The sequence below is a fragment of the Tychonema sp. LEGE 06208 genome (assembly GCF_015207505.1).
In the GTDB taxonomy this organism is placed as follows: Bacteria; Cyanobacteriota; Cyanobacteriia; order Cyanobacteriales; family Microcoleaceae; genus Microcoleus.
The window spans coordinates 1-21,789 of record NZ_JADEWT010000025.1; the positions used below are offsets into that span (position 1 = coordinate 1).

At 46.9% G+C, this 21,789-nt stretch carries 13 protein-coding genes and 1 tRNA gene; 5 read left to right on the top strand and 9 right to left on the bottom strand.

Translation table 11 applies throughout. The features are described 5' to 3' along the window. Positions 1 to 223 precede the first annotated feature (223 nt). Together IQ263_RS09040 and IQ263_RS09045 are read right to left on the bottom strand one after the other, a co-directional pair. Complete coding sequence (locus tag IQ263_RS09040; RefSeq protein ID WP_194067135.1) at positions 224 to 1,000, bottom strand: TrmH family RNA methyltransferase; 777 nt, start codon at positions 998 to 1,000, stop codon at positions 224 to 226. Between the two features lie 74 nt (positions 1,001 to 1,074). After that, positions 1,075 to 1,156, bottom strand: a tRNA-Leu gene (locus IQ263_RS09045). Between the two features lie 308 nt (positions 1,157 to 1,464). Between IQ263_RS09045 and IQ263_RS09050 the strand changes: the two genes are divergently transcribed. Next, complete coding sequence (locus tag IQ263_RS09050; RefSeq protein ID WP_194067136.1) at positions 1,465 to 2,319, top strand: Uma2 family endonuclease; 855 nt, start codon at positions 1,465 to 1,467, stop codon at positions 2,317 to 2,319. A 511-nt stretch (positions 2,320 to 2,830) separates the two neighbouring features. On the opposite strand, the gene ald is transcribed toward IQ263_RS09050, so the two are convergent. Continuing rightward, positions 2,831 to 3,919, bottom strand: a complete 1,089-nt coding sequence (ald, locus tag IQ263_RS09055; protein WP_194067137.1) for an alanine dehydrogenase — start codon at positions 3,917 to 3,919, stop codon at positions 2,831 to 2,833. A 283-nt stretch (positions 3,920 to 4,202) separates the two neighbouring features. Here ald and IQ263_RS09060 point away from each other — a divergent pair, with 283 nt between their 5' ends. Both IQ263_RS09060 and IQ263_RS09065 read left to right on the top strand, forming a co-directional pair. Further along, positions 4,203 to 5,738 (top strand): DEAD/DEAH box helicase, encoded by a 1,536-nt coding sequence (locus IQ263_RS09060; protein ID WP_194067138.1) that lies wholly within the window; start codon positions 4,203 to 4,205, stop codon positions 5,736 to 5,738. Positions 5,739 to 5,820: 82 nt separating this feature from the next. Continuing rightward, on the top strand, positions 5,821 to 7,044 hold the full coding sequence (locus IQ263_RS09065) for a DUF790 family protein (RefSeq protein WP_194067139.1): 1,224 nt from the start codon (positions 5,821 to 5,823) through the stop codon (positions 7,042 to 7,044). Between the two features lie 438 nt (positions 7,045 to 7,482). Here IQ263_RS09065 and IQ263_RS09070 read toward each other — a convergent pair whose 3' ends face one another. The 4 genes from IQ263_RS09070 to IQ263_RS09085 all read right to left on the bottom strand — a co-directional run bounded on the left by IQ263_RS09070 (position 7,483) and on the right by IQ263_RS09085 (position 19,867). Next, positions 7,483 to 10,476: a two-partner secretion domain-containing protein gene (locus tag IQ263_RS09070; RefSeq protein ID WP_194067140.1), complete on the bottom strand. Its 2,994-nt coding sequence runs from the start codon at positions 10,474 to 10,476 to the stop codon at positions 7,483 to 7,485. A gap of 60 nt (positions 10,477 to 10,536) precedes the next feature. Beyond that, entirely contained in the window at positions 10,537 to 13,440 is a 2,904-nt protein-coding gene (locus IQ263_RS09075) for a two-partner secretion domain-containing protein (protein ID WP_370589084.1), read from the bottom strand. A gap of 319 nt (positions 13,441 to 13,759) precedes the next feature. Further along, a complete protein-coding gene (locus IQ263_RS09080; protein ID WP_194067141.1) occupies positions 13,760 to 16,765 on the bottom strand; it encodes a two-partner secretion domain-containing protein in 3,006 nt (1,001 codons plus the stop codon). A gap of 195 nt (positions 16,766 to 16,960) precedes the next feature. Beyond that, positions 16,961 to 19,867 carry a two-partner secretion domain-containing protein gene (locus IQ263_RS09085; protein WP_194067142.1) on the bottom strand — a complete coding sequence of 969 codons (2,907 nt, stop codon included), beginning with the start codon at positions 19,865 to 19,867 and terminating at the stop codon, positions 16,961 to 16,963. A gap of 375 nt (positions 19,868 to 20,242) precedes the next feature. On the opposite strand from IQ263_RS09085, the gene IQ263_RS09090 reads away from it, so the two are divergent. Both IQ263_RS09090 and IQ263_RS09095 read left to right on the top strand, forming a co-directional pair. Further along, a complete protein-coding gene (locus IQ263_RS09090; RefSeq protein WP_194067143.1) occupies positions 20,243 to 20,479 on the top strand; it encodes a hypothetical protein in 237 nt (78 codons plus the stop codon). 14 nt (positions 20,480 to 20,493) lie between these two features. After that, positions 20,494 to 20,838 (top strand): DUF433 domain-containing protein, encoded by a 345-nt coding sequence (locus tag IQ263_RS09095; RefSeq protein WP_194067144.1) that lies wholly within the window; start codon positions 20,494 to 20,496, stop codon positions 20,836 to 20,838. Positions 20,839 to 20,887: 49 nt separating this feature from the next. On the opposite strand, the gene IQ263_RS09100 is transcribed toward IQ263_RS09095, so the two are convergent. Further along, on the bottom strand, positions 20,888 to 21,487 hold the full coding sequence (locus tag IQ263_RS09100; protein WP_194067145.1) for a class I SAM-dependent methyltransferase: 600 nt from the start codon (positions 21,485 to 21,487) through the stop codon (positions 20,888 to 20,890). Between the two features lie 68 nt (positions 21,488 to 21,555). Continuing rightward, positions 21,556 to 21,780 (bottom strand): hypothetical protein, encoded by a 225-nt coding sequence (locus tag IQ263_RS09105; RefSeq protein ID WP_194067146.1) that lies wholly within the window; start codon positions 21,778 to 21,780, stop codon positions 21,556 to 21,558. Between the last annotated feature and the right edge of the window lie 9 nt (positions 21,781 to 21,789).

A 21,789-nucleotide genomic window follows, 5' to 3' on the forward strand; every position in this document is an offset into this window, starting at 1 on the left:
GGAGAGGGGAGATGGGGAGAGGGGGAGAATTAGGAAAATCTTCCTTGATGCTCCCAAAAATAGTCAACTGACTACTGACTACTGACTACTGACTACTGAGATAGAGGGCGGGCACCGGGGCACCGCCCCTACCACTGACTACTGAGAGAGAGGGCACGCACGCACCATCCACCGCCCCTACCAACAGTCAACAGTCAACAGTCAACAGTCAACTGACTAATGACTAATGACTTCTTTGTCGTTGAGCTTCGTACAGGATGAGGGCAGAGGCGATGGACACATTTAATGATTCTACGCTGCGGCTGAGGGGGATTTGGATTTGTCGATCGGCCAAACTTCTCAATTCGGCTGACAATCCAGCACCTTCGTTACCCAAAACGATCAGAGTCGGCACTCGCAAATCTACTTCCCAATAAGTTAAACTCGCACCGGCAACGGTTGCTAATATTTGCATTCCCCGATTTTTGTACCCGGAGACTTCGGCGGTTAAATCTGGAGTGACTGCTACGGGTAGCTTAAACCAAGCTCCTGCTGAGGCGCGCAGCACTTTGGGATGGTCAAAATCGGCGCTGTCTGCGCTCAGCAGCAAACCGTCGGCATTAGCAGCCGCGGCCGTGCGGACGATCGCCCCCAAGTTGCCTGGATCTTGGATAGTTTCGAGGGCTATTCCTAAAGTTGATATTTCTGCCGGCGCTGTGGCGGTGCGGGGTGCGGTGGCGATAATGCCGTCTGGTTTAACTGTGGTGGCGATCGACTCTAATACTTTTTCACTGACTAATTCTGTGCGATCGGCCAAACTACCAATTTGCTCCCACAATTTCCCGTGGCGATCCAACCATTCGGGAGTGCAGCAAACTGTTTCTAGCGGGTGTTTAGCGGCGCAAGCTTCTTCGAGCAAATGCGTCCCTTCTAGTAAAAATAATTGTTGTTCCCTGCGTCCCTTCGAGCTGTGCAGCTTGCGGATTTCTTTGACTAGGGGGTTTTGAATACTTGTCAGCATTGTGTTAATTCAGCAGAGCGAATGGGGTTATTTCCTGTATCGGGTTAACCCCAAACTTTTTTCTGCCTTGAGAATGCGGAACCCGGGACTTGAACCCGGAAGGCTTGCACCACATGAACCTGAATCATGCGCGTCTACCAATTCCGCCAGTTCCGCATCGGTCACGAATTAATACTATGCACTATGTTCCCAAATTTGTCAAGTGTTTTTGGCAATTAAATTTTTATTGGGAATGCGAGTGTTAACTAAACTTCAATACATGGCATAAATGTTCGATCGCCCTGTCAACCGCAAATTTAAGGCAGATTGACGCAGATTGACGGAGATAATTTCGATTTTTTAGCGATCGAATGAAGCGAATTCAAGTTGAATGCTGACATTGGTGGAAAAACTTAATATTGCCTGAGTCCCTTGGCTGATGATGTTAAAATTGTATAGGCAGATAGTTCTCATCTCGGCTACCTATGTCTGAGCCATTAATCCTCGATCCGAGTCAGTTGCCAGATATTAGCAACTTAGTTCTAGAAGACGATACTCCTTTGGATAGCTTCATTAACGAAAAACAGCAGCGACTGCTGACAACGGTTTTGTATAGCGGTGGCGATACAGGGATTACTGTTCCGTTTATTGCGGCGGCAAATGTTGGTTTGTTCAGCAGCATACGTCAACCGGGAGTCGCCCCGGATGTTTTTCTCAGTATCAATATTACTGGTGCTGAGGATTGGTGGGAAAGAAAAGTGCGATCGTATTTATTTTGGGAATTTGGCAAACCTCCCGAAATTGCGATCGAAATTGTTTCCCCAACTCCGGGAAATGAATTAAGCAGCAAGTTAATAGACTACGCTCGAATGCGAATCCCCTATTATGTTGTGTACGATCCGCTACGGGAGTTGAGAGGTAGCACGCTGCGAGTTTTTGAGTTGCAGAATCAATCCTACGCGCCCAAAACTGATGCTTGGTTTCCCGAAGTCGGTTTGGGACTAACTCTGTGGGAAGGTGAATTTGAAAAAGTCGGTGGTACTTGGTTGCGCTGGTGCTATCCTAGTGGCGATCCCATTCCTACAGGCGACGAACTGGCGGCACAAAAAGATGCTCAGTTATCTCAAAAAGATGCTCAGTTATTGGAGGAACAAGCGCGGACTAAACGAGCATTTATTCAGATGATCGAACTCGGTTTGAGACTGAAATTTGGAGAGGAAGGATTGCTGCTGCTTGATAAAATTTCGGCAATTTCTGATGTTGCTGTTTTGCAGGCGATCGCATCTGGCATAGCAGCAGCCAACAACCTCGATGAAATTCACCAAATTTATCAATCATAATTTTACAAAGTTAGTAATATCATGTTTGTCTAATTGGCAATTATATCATAATAATTTTTGCTAGGGGCGGGTTCACCAACAATTTTTAATTCCCACAGACAATCTCCAAAAACCCGCCCGCGCCAAGCGACATAAATTAGAGCGCGCGCTAATCTCAGAAACCCGGTTTCTTCCTATGTTTTTCCTGTTCAACTCAAATTTATCGGAGAAACCGGGTTTCGACGCACTAATTGAGAAATGAAAATTTAATAATTTAAACATCTGCCACACTTTTCTCTCTTCAGAAGCGGTGAGGTAAAGAGAGGTAGAGCCTGGTAATATTGTTTCCGCTTGCATTGGAATGATTTAACCTTATTAGAACACAGAGTACACAGAGTCCGAGAATATATATCTGAATCATTCGGATGCTACAGGATTTGATATAACGAGCAATTTAACGCTTGGTTCGTAGTGCGGACTTTAGTCCGCACTACGAACCAATTTTATCGTTGTAAATCGACCGAACACGATATTAATCGGCTAAATCTGGGAAAACTTCGCGCACCGCCGGATGCACCAATCTGTGATTCTGTACGTTCAATCCCTTCGCCAAACTCGGATTCATTTCCAATGCTTTAATCCCGTTATTTGCTAACTGCAAAACATAGGGCAAAGTGCTGTTATTCAAAGCTATGGTCGCTGTCCAAGGCACTGCACCGGGCATATTTGGTACGCCGTAATGCACAACTTCTTCTTCGATATAAGTAGGATTTGTGTGAGAAGTTACTCGCAAAGTTTCCACGCAGCCACCTTGGTCAACGGCTACGTCAACAATTACAGAACCGGGGTGCATTTTGGCAACAAATGCGCGAGAAACGAGCACGGGGGCTTTTTTGCCTAACACTAAAACTGCGCCGATTAACAAATCTGCATCGGAGATAACTGCTTCTATTTGTAAAGGACTGCTGTAGAGGTATTCTACTCTGGAACCGAACAGAGTTTCTAAGTAGGCTAGGCGATCGACATTTACATCCAAAATCTGCACTCTAGCGCCCATTCCTAGAGCAATACGGGCTGCTTCCGTGCCGACGATTCCGCCGCCCAAAATCACAACTTTGCCCGGTTGTACCCCCGGTACGCCGCCCAAAAGTACGCCTCTGCCACCTTGCTGCCGTTCCAGATACCGAGCTCCGAACTGCACGGCCAAACGCCCTGCAATAATGCTCATCGGTGTTAGCAGTGGCAATTTCCGGTCGGGGAGTTCGACGGTTTCGTAGGCGATGGCTTGGACTCCGCTGTTGATTAATTGCTGGGTTAATGCGCGATCGGCTGCTAAGTGCAAATATGTAAATAGCAACTGCTCTTTTTGAAGCAGCGGATACTCAACCGGAAGCGGTTCCTTAACTTTAACAATTAGTTGCCGGTTCCAGACATCTGAAGCCTTTGATACAATCTTAGCCCCTGCTTGAAGGTAGTCCTCGTCGGTAAAACCGGCCCCAACACCAGCATTCGTTTCGACGAAAACTGCGTGACCTTTGTCGGAACAAGCCCGGACACTTGTGGGACTGAGCCCTACTCGAAACTCTAAATCTTTGATTTCTTTGGGAACGCCTATTTCCATCTACAACCTCTGAATCTCAGGCTTATATCGATCGAATCTAACTTAAAAATAATTCCTACCGGAACAATACCATTGGAAATTTTAGATTTGGCAATCCGGCTGGGGCTAGGCGAACAAATTTTTGATTTTCATCCCGTGGGATTTGAATTGCTTAAATTTTAGATCGATCGCAGATTTAGGGTAGATTAACACGGATTAACGCAGATAATTTCAAGAATAGTCAATATATTCGATCGATCGCCTATAATTTAACAGGCTTGCACTCAGCGCTTCTCAAAAACAAATGCCACGCATACCTACATTAACATTCGATCGCGGAACGCTATTGTTGCACCCGCCGCCCAAGGGCAGAGACTGGGTGGACTTTGCTACGTGGGACGATCGCGTGGAAAAATTCCGAATTCGGGCAATTCACTACCGCCCGCTGGTAGAATCTCTCCAAGCTGAGTGTACTAATTTCACCGACGAAGCCAAGGGATACGAACCACTCGAACTCGTACCCAGCGTCGCAATGCAGCCTTACCCGCATCAAAAAGAAGCCTTAGCAGCTTGGCAGCAAGCAGGAAGCCAAGGAGTAGTAGTCCTCCCCACCGCTTCCGGCAAAACTTATTTGGCACAATTAGCCATGCAGGTCACGGGTCGCAGTACATTAATTGTAGTACCAACTCTCGATTTAATGCACCAGTGGTACGCTAATTTGAAAGCTGCTTTTCCCGACATCGAAATTGGATTGTTGGGCGGAGGTTCGCGGGACAAAACACCAATTTTAGTGGCAACTTACGACAGCGCCAGCATTCATGCAGAAACCTTGGGTAATAAATACGGGTTGTTGGTTTTTGACGAATGCCACCATTTACCAACGGACTTTTATCGAGTAATATCCGAATATGCGATCGCCCCTTTTCGACTCGGACTGACAGCAACACCAGATCGCACCGACGGCCGCCACAGCGATTTACATTTCCTCGTCGGCCCGACAGTATATAGCAAAAGACCAGAAGATTTGGCAGGCGATGCCTTAGCCGACCATAAAATAGTTCAAATCATGGTAAAACTGTCAAAAGAAGAAGGATCTCGCTACGCCGAATTAATCAACCTTCGCAACGACTTCTTAAAACAGTCTAACATCAAAATATCCAGCCTCGAAGGATGGAAACAGTTTATCATGGCCAGCGCGCGATCGCCCTTGGGAAGACGCGCCATGCTAGCCCACCGCCAAGCCAAAGAAATCGCCCTTTGTACCGAAGGAAAACTGCGAATTTTAGCTCAAATATTAGCAGAACACTCTCCCCAGCGCACCCTAATTTTCACCGGAGACAACGCCACAGTTTACCGAATTTCCCAAGAATTTCTCATCCCCACAATCACCCACCAAACCCCAGTCAAAGAACGTCACGAAATCCTCGATCGCTTTCGCAGCGGCGAATACAAAACCCTCGTCGCTTCCCACGTCCTCAACGAAGGAGTAGACGTACCCGATGCCAGAATTGCTATTATATTGTCAGGTACAGGAAGCGAACGCGAATACATCCAGAGATTGGGTCGAGTTCTCCGCAAAAGCAGCGATGCAAACAAATTAGCAATTCTCTACGAAGTAGTCACCGAAGACACCAGCGAAGAAAGAACATCCCAGCGTCGCCGAGGAGGAATGCAGCCTCACAAACCCCAACCAAAAACACAAATAGAACCGCCGCCCACAGCATATCCCAAATTAGAAACTGTCAAACCAACACCAATTTACGGAATCAACCGAGAAACCACAAAAAAAGCCGCAGAATCACCCGCAAAATGGGGAGAAGATGATGAAATTCCCTGGTAGTCAGCCTAAATACTTCTTCCTTCCTTCTTCCCTTCGCGTCCTTTGCGCCTTCGCGGTTCGTTAAAAATAAAACTATTCACAAATGCTACCAACCGACTTACTAAGCCACCGCCAAAACGGAGAATCAATCATTCCCCTACGTCTCAAGATAGATGCGAAAAACTTAGAAGCAGCGACAGAAATGATCAACTGTTTCCAAGAGTCGATCGGCAAAACCCAAGGCGAACTCGACGGACGATTACTAGAATTAGAAGGCGACAGCCCCGACTATCGCCTCAAACGGGGATTAGCGCATCTGCTGAAGGGCGGTTTCTCCACCTTGGAAGTCGTCAGCCCCCTAGAACCATCAGACTTGAGACAGCGAGTATTTGCGTTGTCAGCGCGATCGACTCCCAGCCCGCAATCCACCCAATTAACCCTCGAAACAGTAGCCACAGAGCTCAGCCAAGACTTAAACAGAGAAGTCGTTACCGAGGAAATCAAAACAGGTTTATACGCCGATTTAAACGAAAACAAAATCCTCACCCAATTTGACGCACCAACACCCGAAAACTTGCTTCACAGATACAACCTTTCTCAAGTTCAAGGCATATTTTACCGCGCCAGTCAAGTCAAATTAACCGCCCACCGCAACGATCCAGGAGAATACAAACTCCTATTTCGCTATCTGAAACTATTTCAGTTAATGACCTACATTGAAGGCGATGCAGACCACGGTTTTACCCTCACAATCGACGGGCCCACAAGCTTGTTTAAACCCAGCACCCGCTACGGCTTAGCCCTCGCCAAAATGCTGCCCGCACTCCTACACGTCACCAAGTGGAGTATGCACTCAACCCTGCAAACCAAAGATGCTTTTAGCGGTGTTGTGAAAACAGGTAAATTCACCCTAAATTCCGACTGCGGTTTAGTCAGCCACTATCCCCCAGGCAAACCCTATGATAGTATGTTAGAAGCAGCATTTGCCGACAGGTGGGACAGCTTAAAAACCGAGTGGAAACTCGAACGAGAAGTTGACTTAATTCCGATTCCCGGAAGCGTGATGATTCCCGACTTTCGCTTAGTGCATCCCGACGGGCGAGTGTTTATATTAGAAATAGTTGGCTATTGGCGGCCGGAGTATTTACAAAAGAAATTTGCTCAAGTACAAAAGTCTGAATGCGATAATTTGATTTTAGCGATTTCCGAACGTCTAAATTTGGAAAAAGCTGGGGTGAATGTAAAAGATGTGCCAGCAAAAGTAGTTTGGTTTAAAGATAAATTGTTGCCCAAATCAGTGCTGGAAGTCCTTGATGAGGATACATAAGTTGTTGTATCTAGATTGTGTATGGTGATAGAGGGGGAGATTGGGAGATTGGGAGATTGGGAGATTGGGAGATTGGGAGATTGGGAGATTGGGAGAGAAGATTTTTGATCGCCAAAATATAGAACCCATTTGATATCTTTGAGTTTTTGGGTTGGGTGACGATAAATATAGAGAGAAACTGGTTTCTGAGATTTACACAAGGGGCGAAAAACCGGGTATTCTTAGAGTTTTTGGTTGGGTGACGAGAAATATAGAGAGAAGCCCGGTTTCTGAGATTTACGCAGAATAGATATCAAATGAGCTCTATACAATTTAAATGCACAACAGCTTAATATATTTCAATACGGTTTACTTAAGTCAACGTAGCGACGCACCCTAGAACTTATAACTTAAGTAAATCGTATTGGGCTATCAGAAAGCTTCCCCTTTTTCAGCTTTTTAGCGCGGCACACAACGAGAGTTCGATCGAGGATTGCGAGAGTCAGCAGCATTACCCGGATTGTATCCAACCAGCGTAACTTCCCCTTTTGCATTCATCACCCAACCCCGCGCCGGAACAACTTCCCGATCTTTTTTTTCCCTTTCTTCCCTCGAACCTCTATCCGTGAAATCCGTGACATCCGTGACATCCGTTACAGAATCCGCTGCCGAACCTTCCACCCACGGAAACGGTGCAGATTCGCTGTTGAGAACATCGTTAGGACTCGGTGGCACTCCCCCTTTGCCGGTGACTGTAAACTCGTTCTTGCTCCCTTCGAGACAGGGATTTGCAGCAATTAACGCCGCCCGATCGACTAAATTTTGTGGCAGTTCCACTAAACCTTGAGCGGGATTCACCCCAGCAGGGCTAAACGTTACTGTCCCTTGCAAAGCCGGGCCGCCACTTTGGGAAATAGCCGCAATATCGCTAGTAGGAACTAGAGAAGTAGGACTTACTTGCAAATCTGCAAATTGAGCATCTGTTAATCCCAAAGTACCTCGAACCTGTTCGCGAGTGGCTGCTGTAAACCCAAAAACATTGGGGACATTGACATTCACGCGGCCACCTTGGGCCGATCGCGCATTCGCAGTAATATCGCTATTTTCCTTGGGTAAAGCAGCCAGAATATTACTGTTAATATTGATATTGCCACCATCAGAAATACCAGCATCCGTTGTAATTCTGCTCCCGCGTCGCAACTGGATATCTTGCGCCTTGATATTAATATTTCCCCCACCGCCAGAGTCAGTTGTACCGTCAATACTCGCTTTGTTATCCAAGGCAATTGAGTCAGCTACAACATTAATATTTCCCGCGCTTCCCCTTCCTAAAGACTGAACGCTAACCGTTGCTCCATCCCGGATACTCAATCGATTTACATTTAGATTCAATGAGCCAGCATTCCCCGTAGCGTTGGGGTTGACAATAATAGAAAAACTGCCAGCCGAAGCCTCAATTCTACTTGCAAAACGACCGTTACTCCCCATACCTTGGACTTCTATGCGATCGGCATCAATTGTAATATTTCCGGCATCTACTGCACCCAACGAAGCCGCAGAAATAATCCCCCCATTCCGCAGATTGAGTATGGGCGTAGAGAGGTAGATATCTCCACCCCGACCAGAACTTGAAGTTTGAGTAGCCAAAGCACTCGCTCCGAATCCTACATTTCCCAAAACTCCAGACACGCCGCTAACTTCAATTGACTCGGAAGCTCTCACACTTAAATTTCCTCCTAACCCCCCATTCCTAGAAAATACGACTTGCCCAATAACTGCACCAGTAGATAAACTAATTGAGGCTCCATCAGTAACAGTTAGCCGCTTAGTATCGATGGTAATATCCCCGGATTTGCCATTGCCATCAAAAGAGTTCGTACCTATACGAGTTTGCGCCGCACTTCCAGAAATGCCACCCGACAATTCTACAGATTCAGTTGTTTTAATCGCGATATTCCCCGATGCTCCATCACTACGGCTGATGCTAACCAAACCACCAGCATCCCGTATAATTAACCGTTCGGCCTCAATATTAATGCTGCCGCCAGAGCCGGTACTTTCTTTAGTTGTTCCATTATTGATTGCTGAACTGACGATCTCGAAGGTGTTAGCGCGGACAGTCAGATTTCCCCCATTTCCACCACCCAAGGTAGCGCTACCGCCCACCACCCCATCCCGCAGCAGCAACCGTCCGGTATGGATATTAACCTCTCCAGCGGCTCCACTACCGACAGTACCACTATTAATTACAATTTGGGGATCAAATGGGTTAAGAGTTCCAGATAATATATATTGGGTATAAAATCGCTGATAGCCTCCTATTCCCAACCCAATCATTTCTACTGAGTCAGTAGCGCGGATATTAATATTACTCCCCTTTCCATCCCCCAGAGTTGAAGTAAGAATTTGCGCTCCTTTATCTACTCGTAAATTGTGAGAATTAATATCAATTCCTCTCCCATCAATATCCCCTAGTGTCAAGCTATAAATTCCTGAACCGCTGACGGTGACATTTCCACCTTGGATGTCAATTTTTCCACCTCCTAATCCGCTGGTATTTATAAAAGCACCGTTCATTTCAATATTGCCGAAGTTCTGAATATTGCGATAGTTTAAATTCAAACCTAAAGCGGTTGGTTCAAATTGTACTAAACCTGGACTTTTCATACTTCCCAATAATATTTGTCCGGTATAAGCAGTTAAATTTCCACCTTGCAGTTGAATGTCACCACCAATTAAGGCTAAGGTTTGACCGGGATCTACTGCTAAACCAAGTTTGTTAGAAACTGGAATTTCTACGGGTAATGGTGGTAAGATTGGTGTGGGGCCGATTGCTTGGGAAGAGTTGACAATTGTGCCGGGATTTTCTCTAAAGTTAAAACCCACAGGAATATTAATTGCTAATAATGGGACTGCATTAGAATTAGCGGCGCTAAATTCAAAGCCATTATCAAAAAGAATTCCGCTACCAGTTGAACCAATAAATGAACCACGTAAATCTAACCGCGCATTGGGGCCGAAGACAATTCCTTTGGGATTAAGTAAAAATAAGTTGGCATTTCCTTGGACTCCCAAAAAACCTAAAATATTGGAAGGATTGCCACCAGTAACGCGAGTGAAAATATTAGCAATCCCATGAGGATTGGCCAAATATGCTCCTCTGCCTTCACCGACGTTAAATTCTCGGAAACTGTGAAATAAATTTACTCCGCGAGTTGCGCCGCCAGTGATTCTATCTGAGGGTAAGTTGTTGATAGTATCAGAAACAGTTCGCGAACTTTCTGCACCCAAGCTGCTGTCGGGGATGATTTGGGCGAGGCCCGAAGTGGGAAACAGGCACAAGTAACAACTCACAAATAAAAGCTGAATCACTCCTGAAACATAGTATTTATCTAGGTCTTTGAGTTCGTTAATTTTGGATAGTTGCCAGAAAAAGAGATATTGGAAAACCATAATTAACCTATTGTTAGCTGACATTCGGCGAAAAATTTTCAAGCATAAGCTATTTTGAGCTCATCGGGGCGGACAACCCGACACTTGGTGCTTCGTGCGCCCTGGAAATTGACCCGCAACTTCCGCAGCCACCAGCGTAACTTCCCCTTTTGCATTCACCACCCAACCCCGCGCCGGAACAACTTCCCGATCTTTTTTTTCCCTTTCTTCCCTCGAACCTCTATCCGTGACATCCGTGACATCCGTGACATCCGTTACAGAATCCGCTGCCGAACCTTCCACCCACGGAAACGGTGCAGATTCGCTGTTGAGAACATCGTTAGGACTCGGTGGCACTCCCCCTTTTCCAGTGACTGTAAACTCGTTCTCGCCCCCTTCGAGACAGGGATTTGCAGCAATTAACGCCGCCCGATCGACTAAATTTTGTGGCAGTTCCACTAAACCTTGAGCGGGATTCACCCCAGCAGGGCTAAACGTTACTGTCCCTTGCAAAGCCGGGCCGCCACTTTGGGAAATAGCCGCAATATCGCTGGTGGGAAGCAGAGAAGTAGGACTTACTTGCAAATCTGCAAATTGCGCGTCACTGAGATTCAACCTGCTTCTGATTTGTTCGCGCCCCACTCCTGCAAAGCCCAAGACATTGGGGACATTGACATTTACGCGGCCACCTTGGGCCGATCGCGCATTCGCAGTAATATCGCTATTTTCCTTGGGGAGAGCAGCGAGAAGACTGCTGTTAATATTGATGTTTCCACCGTCAGAACTACCTGCATCCGTTGTAATTCTGCTTCCGCGGCGCAATAGGATGTCTTGCGATCGCAGGTTAATATTTGCTCCTCTACCCGATACAGTCGTGCCATCAATTATGCTTTTATTATCCAGAGCAATTGAGTCGGCGACAACGTTAATATTGCCAGCCCTACCTGTTCCTGAAGATTGAACATTAACCACTGCACTATCCCGAATAATCAATTGATTAGCATTCAAATTCAACGAGCCTGCATTTCCGGTAGCATTGGAATTAATAGCATTAAACGCCCTACCAGCCGAGGCTTCAATTCCACTCCTCAACCGACTGTTACTCCCAATACCTTGCACTTTTAAGCGATCGGCATTAATTGTAATATCTCCTGCATTTGCTATACCCAAAGAAGCCGCAGAAATAACGCCACCATTCTGCACAGTTAGTTTAGGTGTTGAGAGGCGGATATCTCCACCCCTACCAGAACTTGCAGTTTGAGTAACAAAAGAACTTGCTACATAGCCCGCATTCCCCAAAAATCTTGACTCGCCGCTCACTTCTATAGACTCGGAGGCTCTCACTGTTAAATTTCCTCCAGTCCCCCCACTTGTAGAAAACACAACTTCGCCAAAAATCGCACCCGTCGTTAAACTAATTGTGGCTCCATTAGAAACACTCAGCCGCTTAGTGTCGATCGTAATATCCCCACCTTTTCCATTCCCCTCAAAAGTATTTGTACCGAGCCGAGTTTGCCCTAAACCTACAGGGAGACTACCCGACAATTCCACAGATTCACTGGCTTTAATCGCAATATTCCCCGATGCTCCATCACTAAGGCTGAAGCTGGCAAAAGCACCGCCATCGCGCAGCATTAACCGTTGGGCTTCAACAGTAATGTTTCCGCCTTGACCGGTGCTTTCGTTCGTTGTTCCGTTATAGAGCGCTGAACTGACGAGTTCGACGGTATTGGCGCGGATAGTCAGATTTCCGCCATTCCCAGCACCAAAGGTGGGAGCACCGGCCACTACCCCATTGCTCATCAACAGTCGTCCGGCTTCAATGTTAATGTCCCCGGCGGCTCCACTGCCAATAGTGCTAGTAAACAAAACAATTTGCGAAATAAAAGGGTTCCCTGTTCCAGATGTCTGAAAATTTTCTGTAAGCTGCTGATAGCCCTCAATTCCTAGGCCGATCATTTCTACCAAGTCAGTAGCGCGAATATTAATATTGCTCCCTTTCCCCTCTCCCAGTGTCGTGGTGAAAATTTGCGATCCCCGATCTAATCGTAAGTTTTGGGCATTGATGTTAATGCCTCTGCCGTCTATATTTCCTAGTGTCAAGCCATAAATTCCTGAATTACTGAGAGTGACATTTCCACCCCTGATGTCAATTCTTCCACCTCCTGATCCGCTGGTATTGATCAATGCACTGTTCATGTCAATATTGCCGAAGTTCTGAATATTGGTATAGTTTAAATTCAGACCTAAAGCGGTAGTTTCAAATTGCACTAAACCTGGACTTTTGACGCTTCCCAGAAGAATTTGTCCGGTACTGGCGGTAGCAATTCCCCCGTTGAATTGGATATTTCCCCCTACTAGGGCTAAGGTTTGACCGGGGTCTACTGCTAAACCAATATTATCAAAAATTGGGACTGGTAAGGGAATGTCAGGCGGTGATGGGTTAGGAGCAATTGACTGATTGACAATTGGGCCAGGATTTTCTCGAAATCTCAAACCCACAGGAATATTAATCGCTAATAATGGCACTGCATTAGAATTAGCTGCACTAAATTCAAAGCCGTTATCGAAGAGAACCCCGCTACCAGTTGAACCAATAAATGAACCGCGTAAATCTAACCTCGCATTAGGGCCGAAGAGAATTCCTTTGGGATTAAGTAAAAATAAATTGGCATTGCCTTGCACTCCCAAAACACCTAAAATATTGGAAGGATTGCCACCAGTAACGCGGGTAAAAATATTAGCAATCCCATGAGGATTGGCAAAATATGCTCCTCTGCCTTCACCGACGTTAAATTCTCGGAAACTGTGAAATAAATTTACTCCGCGAGTTGCGCCGCCAGTGATTCTATCTGAGGGTAAGTTGTTGATAGTATCAGAAACAGTTCGGGAACTTTCTGCACCCAAGCTGCTGTCGGGGATGATTTGGCCGATCGCGCTGACGGGAAAAAAGCACCAATAACCACTCAAAAGTAACAGGTAAATAGCTCCTGAAAGATAGCGGTTTTCTGTGGACTTAAGTACCGATATCGGGTAGGGACAAGGCACTGCTGCCTTCCTACTGTATTTCATCCACTTGAAAACTGAAATATAGTATTTGTCTCGGTCTTTTAGCTGATTCATGTTGCTTAATTCCCACAATTATAGATTTTGAAAAAGCATAATTAATATCAATTCCGGTTGCACTCATACATGATGTTAACAGTCAACAGTGAATTTACTATTCCGATGAAGAGAGGATTTGATATAACCTTTTGTTAGCTGACATTCGGAAATAATTTTTCCAACATCAGCTATTTTCAGGTCATCGGGCCTGACAAACCGAAATAGGATGCCTCGTGCGCTGTGGAAATTGACCCGCAACTTCCGCAGCCACCAGCGTAACTTCCCCTTTTGCATTCATCACCCAACCGCGCGCCGGAACAACTTCCTGAGCTTTTTTTTCCCTTTCTTCCCTCGAACCTCTATCCGTGACATCCGTGACATCCGTGACATCCGTTACAGAATCCGCTGCCGAACCTTCCACCCACGGAAACGGTGCAGATTCGCTGTTGAGAACATCGTTAGGACTCGGTGGCACTCCCCCTTTGCCGGTGACTGTAAATTCGTTCTCGCCCCCTTCGAGACAGGGATTTGCAGCAATTAATGCCGCCCGATCGACTAAATTTTGCGGCAGTTCCACTAAACCTTGAGCGGGATTCACCCCAGAGGCGCCGAATGTTACCGCCCCTTGCAAAGCCGGGCCGGCGTTTTGGGAAATCGCGGCGATGTCGCTACTCCCAAGTAGGGAAGTAGGACTTACTTGCAAATCTGCAAATTGCGCGTCATCCAGATTCAACCTGCTTCTGACTTGTTCGCGAGTAACTGCACTAAAGCCAAAAACACTGGGGACATTGACGCTGACGCGCCCGCCGGCTGCTGTGCGGGCGTTAGCGGTGATGTCGCTGTTGTCTTGGGGGAGGGCGACAAGAATGCCGCTGTTGATGTTGATGTTGCCGCCGTCAGAATTGCCCGCATCGGTGGTAATTCGACTCCCGCGGCGCAATTCGATGTCTTGTGCTTGCAGGTTAATATTTGCTCCGGTACCCGATACGGTTGTGCCGTCAATTCTTGCTTTGTTGTCAAGGGCGATCGACTTTGCGACAACATTAATATTACCAGCGCGTCCGGTTCCCGTAGCCTGCACCGTGATTGTAGCTCCATTTGCGACAGTTAGTCGATCGCGCGCCGTCAGATTCAACGAGCCAGCATTTGCTGTAGCATCGGGATTAGTACCGAATGTCTTGCCAACCGAAGCATCTATTGTACTGACAAACAAACCGTTATTGCCGCTGCCGCTGACTTGAATGCGATCGGCATTCACAGTAATATTCCCCACATCTCCCCTACCCAAAGAACTCGTAGAAACTATCCCCCCATCCCGCACAATCAGGCTGGGCGTATCAACACGAATATCCCCGCCCCGACTAGAACTCAAAGTTCCAGAAGTCAGGGCGCTAGCATTCTGAATTCCGCTAGTCAAAACTTGAGAAATACCTGAAATTTCTACTGATTCAGTCGCCCTAACTGTTAAATTTCCAGCAGGCCCGCCATCCTGAGAAAACAAAAACCTGCCAACTAAAACACCAGTTCCTAATGTAAACGCAGAACCGCCAGAGAGACTCAACCGCTTCGTATCAACATTAATATTCCCTGCAGGGCCGGTAGAACCGATAGTTAGCGTGCTAATTCCGGTTGACACAACTGTTCTCGGGCCGCTGTTAGACAATTCGACTGATTCAGCAGCTTTAACATTAATACTCCCAGACGGGCCGCTGCTGTAACTCGTAGTACCCAGAAGAGAACCGTCGCGCATAATTAATCGACTGACATCAATACTAATACCTCCTCCCGCGCCGGTACTTTCTTTCGCCGTCCCGTTATTGACTCCAGAACCCACCATCTCAAAAGTATTGGCGCGAACAATCAAATTGCCGCCCCTTCCACTACCAAAAGTTATCCCGCTACCGAGTACCCCATTGTTGAATAGCAAGCGTCCGGTCTCGAAGGTAATACTCCCCCCAGCACCAGCACCAGCACTAGCATTAAACAGCGTAAATAGCGGGCCAAACGGGTCTGTGGTTCCCGATACCAGGTATGTAATTGCCACCTGTTGAAAGGCATCAACTCCCAGCCCGCTCATTTCTATTGAATCAGCAGCACGGAAATTGATATTACCTCCGGCACCGTCTCCTAGAGTCAAAGTAGAAAATTGTGTACCGTTTTGCGATCGCAACTTTTGGGCATCGATATCGATACCTCTACCATCAATATTGCCCAGTGTAATCGCATAAAATCGCGCAGCGTCGAGGGTGATATTTCCACCTTTTAACTCTACTCGGCCGCCACCGGTGCCGCTGGTATTTATGAGCGTTCCATCGGATATTTGAATATTGCCGAAGTTCTGAATTTTGTCATAATTTAAACTTAAACTTCCCTGCTGCAGGCCCGATGTCAGTGCCAAATTAACTAAACCGGGACTGGCTGCACTACCGAGCAAAATTTGTCCGCCATTGGCGGTTAAATTGCCGCCTGGGATTTGGATGTCGCCGCCAATCAGTGCTAAAGTTTGACCTGGGTCTACGGCTAAACCAACTCGATTAGTAATCGGAATTGGCACGGGAGATGCTGGCAGGTTGCTCTTTCCCGTCGCCGTCGATTGATTGACAATTGTACCGGGATTGTCTCTAAATCTTAAACCAACGGGAATATTAACTGTTAATAGCGGTGATGTTTGCGGGTTGGTGCTGCTGAATTCTAAGCCGTTATTAAACACAACACTGTCAGCCGTTGAACCTACAAACGAACCGCGCAAATCTAACCGGGCATTTGGGCCGAATACAATGCCTTTGGGGTTAATTAAAAACAAATTAGCATTGCCTAAAACTCCCAGAGTTCCTAAGATATTTGAGGATTTACCGCCCGTAACGCGGGTAAAAATGTTAGCAATTCCGCTGGGATTGGCAAAATAAGCTCCCCGCCCTTGATTGATGTTGAATTCGCCGAAACTGTGAAATAGGTTAACCCCGCGAGTTGCGCCGCCGGTAATTCTATCTGAGGGTAAGTTGTTGACAGTATCGGGGACAAGGCGCGAACTTTCCGGGCCCAAAGTATTATCGGGGACGATTTGGCCGATCGCGCGATCGGGAAAAAGGCACAAGTAAAAACTCAAAAGTAACAGGTAACTCGCTCCTGCTATATAGTATTTTTCTCGGTCTTTTAGTTCGTTAATTTTAGATAATTTCCTGAATTCGAGATTTTGGAAAACCATAATTAACCTTTTGTTAGGAATGAAAATTGCTCGTTGCTCGTTACCAGGAAGAGCCTGGTAATGCAGGTGCGGAGGCTCTGCCTCCTTCTTTCTTGCAACTTACAGGAGAGAAGAATGTAGGAGGTGTTTAACTTATTAAGTTTTCGAGCCTTAGCTGACAACTAGACCAATTTTAAAACTTTAACTATTTTGGACTCATCGCGGCTGACAAACCGACAGGGGATGAGGAGTGCGCTGGGGAAAATCACCCGCAACTTCCGCACCCACCAGCGTCACCTCCCCTTTCTCATTCACCACCCAACCGCGCGCCGGAACAACTTCCTGAGCTTTTTTTTCCCTTTCTTCCCTCGAACCTCTATCCGTGACATCCGTGACATCCGTGACATCCGTTACAGAATCCGCTGCCGAACCTTCCACCCACGGAAACGGTGCAGATTCGCTGCTGAGAACATCGTTAGGACTCGCCGGCACTCCCCCTTTGCCAGTGACGGTAAACTCGTTCTCGCCCCTTTTTATGCAGGGATTTGCAGCAATTAACGCCGCCCGATCGACCAAATTTTGCGGCAGTTCCACTAAACCTTGAGCCGGATTCACCCCAGAAGAACTAAAAGTAACAGTACCTTGCAAAGCCGGGCCCCCGCTTTGGGAAATCGCGGCGATGTCGCTGCTTTGAAGCAGAGAAGTAGGAGTTACTTGCAAATCTGCAAATTGAGCATCTGTTAATTCCAAATTTCCTCGCACTTGTTCGCGGCTAACGGCGCTAAAGCCGAAAACATTGGGGACATTAATCTTAACCCGACCTCCCCCGGCCGATCGCGCATTAGCAGTAATATCGCTATTTTCCTTGGGTAAAGCAGCCAAAGTATCGCTGTTAATGTTGATGTTTCCACCCTCAGAAGTACCTGCATCTGTTGTAATTCTGCTCCCGCGTCGCAACTGGATATTTCGCGCTTGCAGGTTAATATTTGCCCCGACACCGGATACAGTCGTGCCGTCAATACTGGCTTTGTTGTCGAGGGCGATCGAATTTGCGACAACATTAATATTACCACTGCGTCCCGAACCCAAACTCCCGACAGCGATCGTCGCCCCATCCCCTACAGTCAAGCTTGGTGTAGTAATGCTGATGTTTCCCGCCGCGCCCGTGGGGGGAGCAAGCCGAAATAAAGTCTGATACACAGTCTCTCCCGAAGCGGTTGCTATACCGGAAGCAGACAAATTATCTGTGGTTCCAATCAGTTTTACCGATTCCGAAGCATTGACAATGATATTTCCGCCATTACCCGCACCTAGAGTAGATGCTCCTATGGCCGCTGCACCTTCAACAGTCAATCGCCTAGTATTAATCCTCAAATCTCCAGAACTACCACCCGCAACAGTTCCGGTAATTAATTGACTGCGAGCAATACGAGCCGCTGATAAGCTGTCACTTTGGCGGCTACCGGTTAGTGTCACAGAGTCTGCAGCATTTATGGTAATGTTTCCACCCCTACCGACAGCAGGAATCACACCATTTCTAGATGTAACTCCGCTGGTAGAACTGATCGAAGTTCCCCCTTCGATCAGTAAAGAGGGTGTATTAATTTCTATATTTCCCGCGTTTCCCGTACCGCCAATACTGTTAGTGATAATACCAGTACCGAAGGTACTATCTAATCGGTATTCTGTGAGTAGTACCGAGTCAGAAGCTTTCACGATTAAGTTTCCACCATTACCTGCACCCACAGTTGCACTTGATAAAACTGACCCATTACGCACAGTTAGCTTTGCGGTATCAACTATTAAATTGCCTCCCCTACCTCGATCGATCGCGGTGGTGAACAGCCCAGATTCGCTGACTTCGACTGATTCAGAAGCTTTAATTGCCACATTCCCCCCTGCTCCTGCACCGTAACTCGGGTTGATGATTAACGCGCCTTCTCGGAGCATTAGTTGCTTAGTATCAACTGTAATATTCCCCGCCGCACCCGCGCCCACCGTCCCGACAGCTATGCCGCTTTGCCTGGTTGAAAAGCTAGCAGTTCCTGTTGTGCCGGCATCGAGAACATTGCGCCGAAAGTTATCAAATCCTATTCCTGTAATTTCTACAGCATCTGTCGCGCGGATGCTGACATTTCCTCCGGCTCCCGTCCCGGTAGTACCAGTTGAAATAAAGGCTTGGTCTAATATTCTTAACTGTGCTGTATCAACTGTAATATCGCGGCCGTTGAGACTTCCCAATGTATCGGAAACTAGGGAAGCCCGATCGCGCAAAATCACATTTGAACCCCGGAGCGCGATCGAGCCACCAGCAGGCCCGCTCGCCGTCACCGCCGATAAACCTGATAATTCAATGTTGCCAAATTTGGCAATATTTGTATAATCTAAACCTAAGCCAGTAGGCGCGATGTTAAAGCTTACTAAACCCGGACTGGCGACGCTCCCTAATTGAATATTACCGCTAAAAGCGCTGGCAAAACCATTATTAAAAATTAAATTTCCTCCTACCATTGCTAAGGTTTGACCGGGAGCAACTGCTAAACCGACAGGTATTTCTGTACCTTCAATTTTTTGAGTAACTCTCGAAGTATTGACAATTGCACCGGGATTGTCTCGAAAGCTTAAACCCACAGGAATATTAATCGCTAACAAAGGTACTGCGTTGGGATTAGCAGCGCTAAATTCAAAACCGTTATTAAACACCGCGCCTGTCGCAGAAGAAGCCAAAAACGAACCGCGCAAATCTAACCGCGCATTGGGACCGAATACAATGCCTTTGGGGTTAATTAAAAATAAATTAGCATTGCCTAAAACTCCCAAATTTCCTAAAATATTTGAGGATTTACCGCCCGTAACGCGGGTAAAAATGTTAGCAATTCCGCTGGGATTGGCAAAATAAGCTCCCCGCCCTTGATTGATGTTGAATTCGCCGAAACTGTGAAATAGGTTAACCCCGCGAGTTGCGCCGCCGGTAATTCTATCTGAGGGTAAGTTGTTGATAGTATCGGGAACAATGCGCGAACTTTCCGGGCCCAAAGTATTATCGGGGACGATTTGGGCGAAGGTTTTCGAGGGAAATAGCAACACCAAGGCAAACAGTAGGAAGGAAGACAGGCGAGACATAGCTTAAATCCTGTTATATAAATAATATGGTTTCCGGTTCCATCATAATTATATATTTGGATTATATCAGTGCGATCGCCCCAATGTTGGCGACCCAAGTAGCGAGACCGCCACTTAATAAAAATTGACAGTCAGCGCTAAAGATAACTGACAAATTTGCCAGCTCCGCAGCCACAGGCTAATATTTGGCAAAGGTCGAGAACACAATGAAAACTTGTCACCCAAGTTACCGAAGCCACAGGAAATATGCCAACTTGTAGGGTGCTTAGTGGTGTGATGGCTCTTACGAAGCTGTCATGGAGGGAATCAAGCTGGTCATGGAAAACGCAATCGTTCATACTAGACGGTAGACACCTTCAATCTTAGGAGCCGTCTATGTTACTACAAGAAGTCAAGGAACACGTCTTCAAACTGCCACCGAGCGATCGCCTTGCGTTAGTGGGCGCCATCATTGAGTCCTTACAAGATCGGCGAGTTACCGGGGTCGATCGTTCTGGTGCGATTCAGCGGATGCGAGGCTTGCTAAAGACAGACCAACCCGCACCGACAGATGAGGAGGTGGCTGCAATGTTGGAAGCGCGACGAGTGGATTTGCTACTATTGGGATATTGAATTTGAATATGCTTATGACACTGACAATCGTAGCTGAACCGGCTCCTTTAAATGCAAATGAAGATGGTGTGATTCTCATTGGAAAAACTTGCGTTACATTAGATACTGTAATCGCTGTCTTTCAGCAGGGCGCGACCGCAGAGGAAACTGTTTATCGTTATCCATCTCTGAATCTAGCTGACGTTTATGCCACCATCGCCTTCTATCTCAACCACGAATCGGAAGTAGAAGCGTACTTGCAACAGCGACGGCAGCAATCGCAAGAGATTCGCGCTATGAATCAAGCAAAATTCGACCCACAAGGCTTGCGCGATCGCCTGCTTGCCCCGCAGAACATCGATCGCCCATCAATGTTTTGATACAGTGTCCTGTCGCGCTCTCCCACAGTTTTATTGTGCGAATGATAGATTAGGTCTTTTGGGCAATGATATAAACATGATTTTCAGGATACTGGTCATATTCTAGATGACGGCAGGTGCAATGATGCTCCGCCAGAATTCGCAGGAAAGTATCTACTCCCAAAGTGCTGTACTCAAAGTCTTGACCCTGAAATGCCCCCGAAATCTCGCTGCTTGTATGTCCGCCGCCACAGGTGAAAAGGAGGATTCCATCGGGTTCAAGCGCATCGCATAGCTTTTTCATCATAGGCGCTTGCTTGTTAAGTGGTAGATGAAAAGTGCTGTCCCACGCTGCAATCAGGCTGTAAAGTTTCGGCGGCTGCCAATCACAAATGTCTTCCCGGTAAAAGGTGATTTCTGGATGTAGGCGCTGGGCTAAATCGATCATTGCGCTAGAAATATCAAGTCCTTCAGGCTGAAATCCATGGTTGAATAAGCTGTTAATAAAACGCCCGCTACTTCCACACCCGACATCAAGTGCTGCGTGCTGCTTGGAACTAAATTGGATCGCCCGTTCTAATTGGGCAATCCCGTAGGTTGAATCTTGATGTTTAGCTTGCCACCATTGGGCTATTCGGTCGTATCGGGCAGATGTATCATTTGGCTCCATAAAGTGACCCCATAGGTGTCGATCGAAATTTTCAAGACCATTATAATTTTCCCCACACCACACGCCAGCTACACCAACGATCCTAACGCTTTCAGTGTCGTTTTTTGAGCATTCGTCAATCCCGTTGCACCTTGAATATTCATGCCTTCATACAGCCGATCGCCCATCAACATCCTCATACAACATCCGGTGGCGAAATCCCACAATTTAAGAGTAAGATCGATACCGCCACTTAATAAAATTTGACCGTCAGCGCTAAAGAGGAAAGTGTTGGGCGAAGGGTTCGATCGCACTCAACCCAA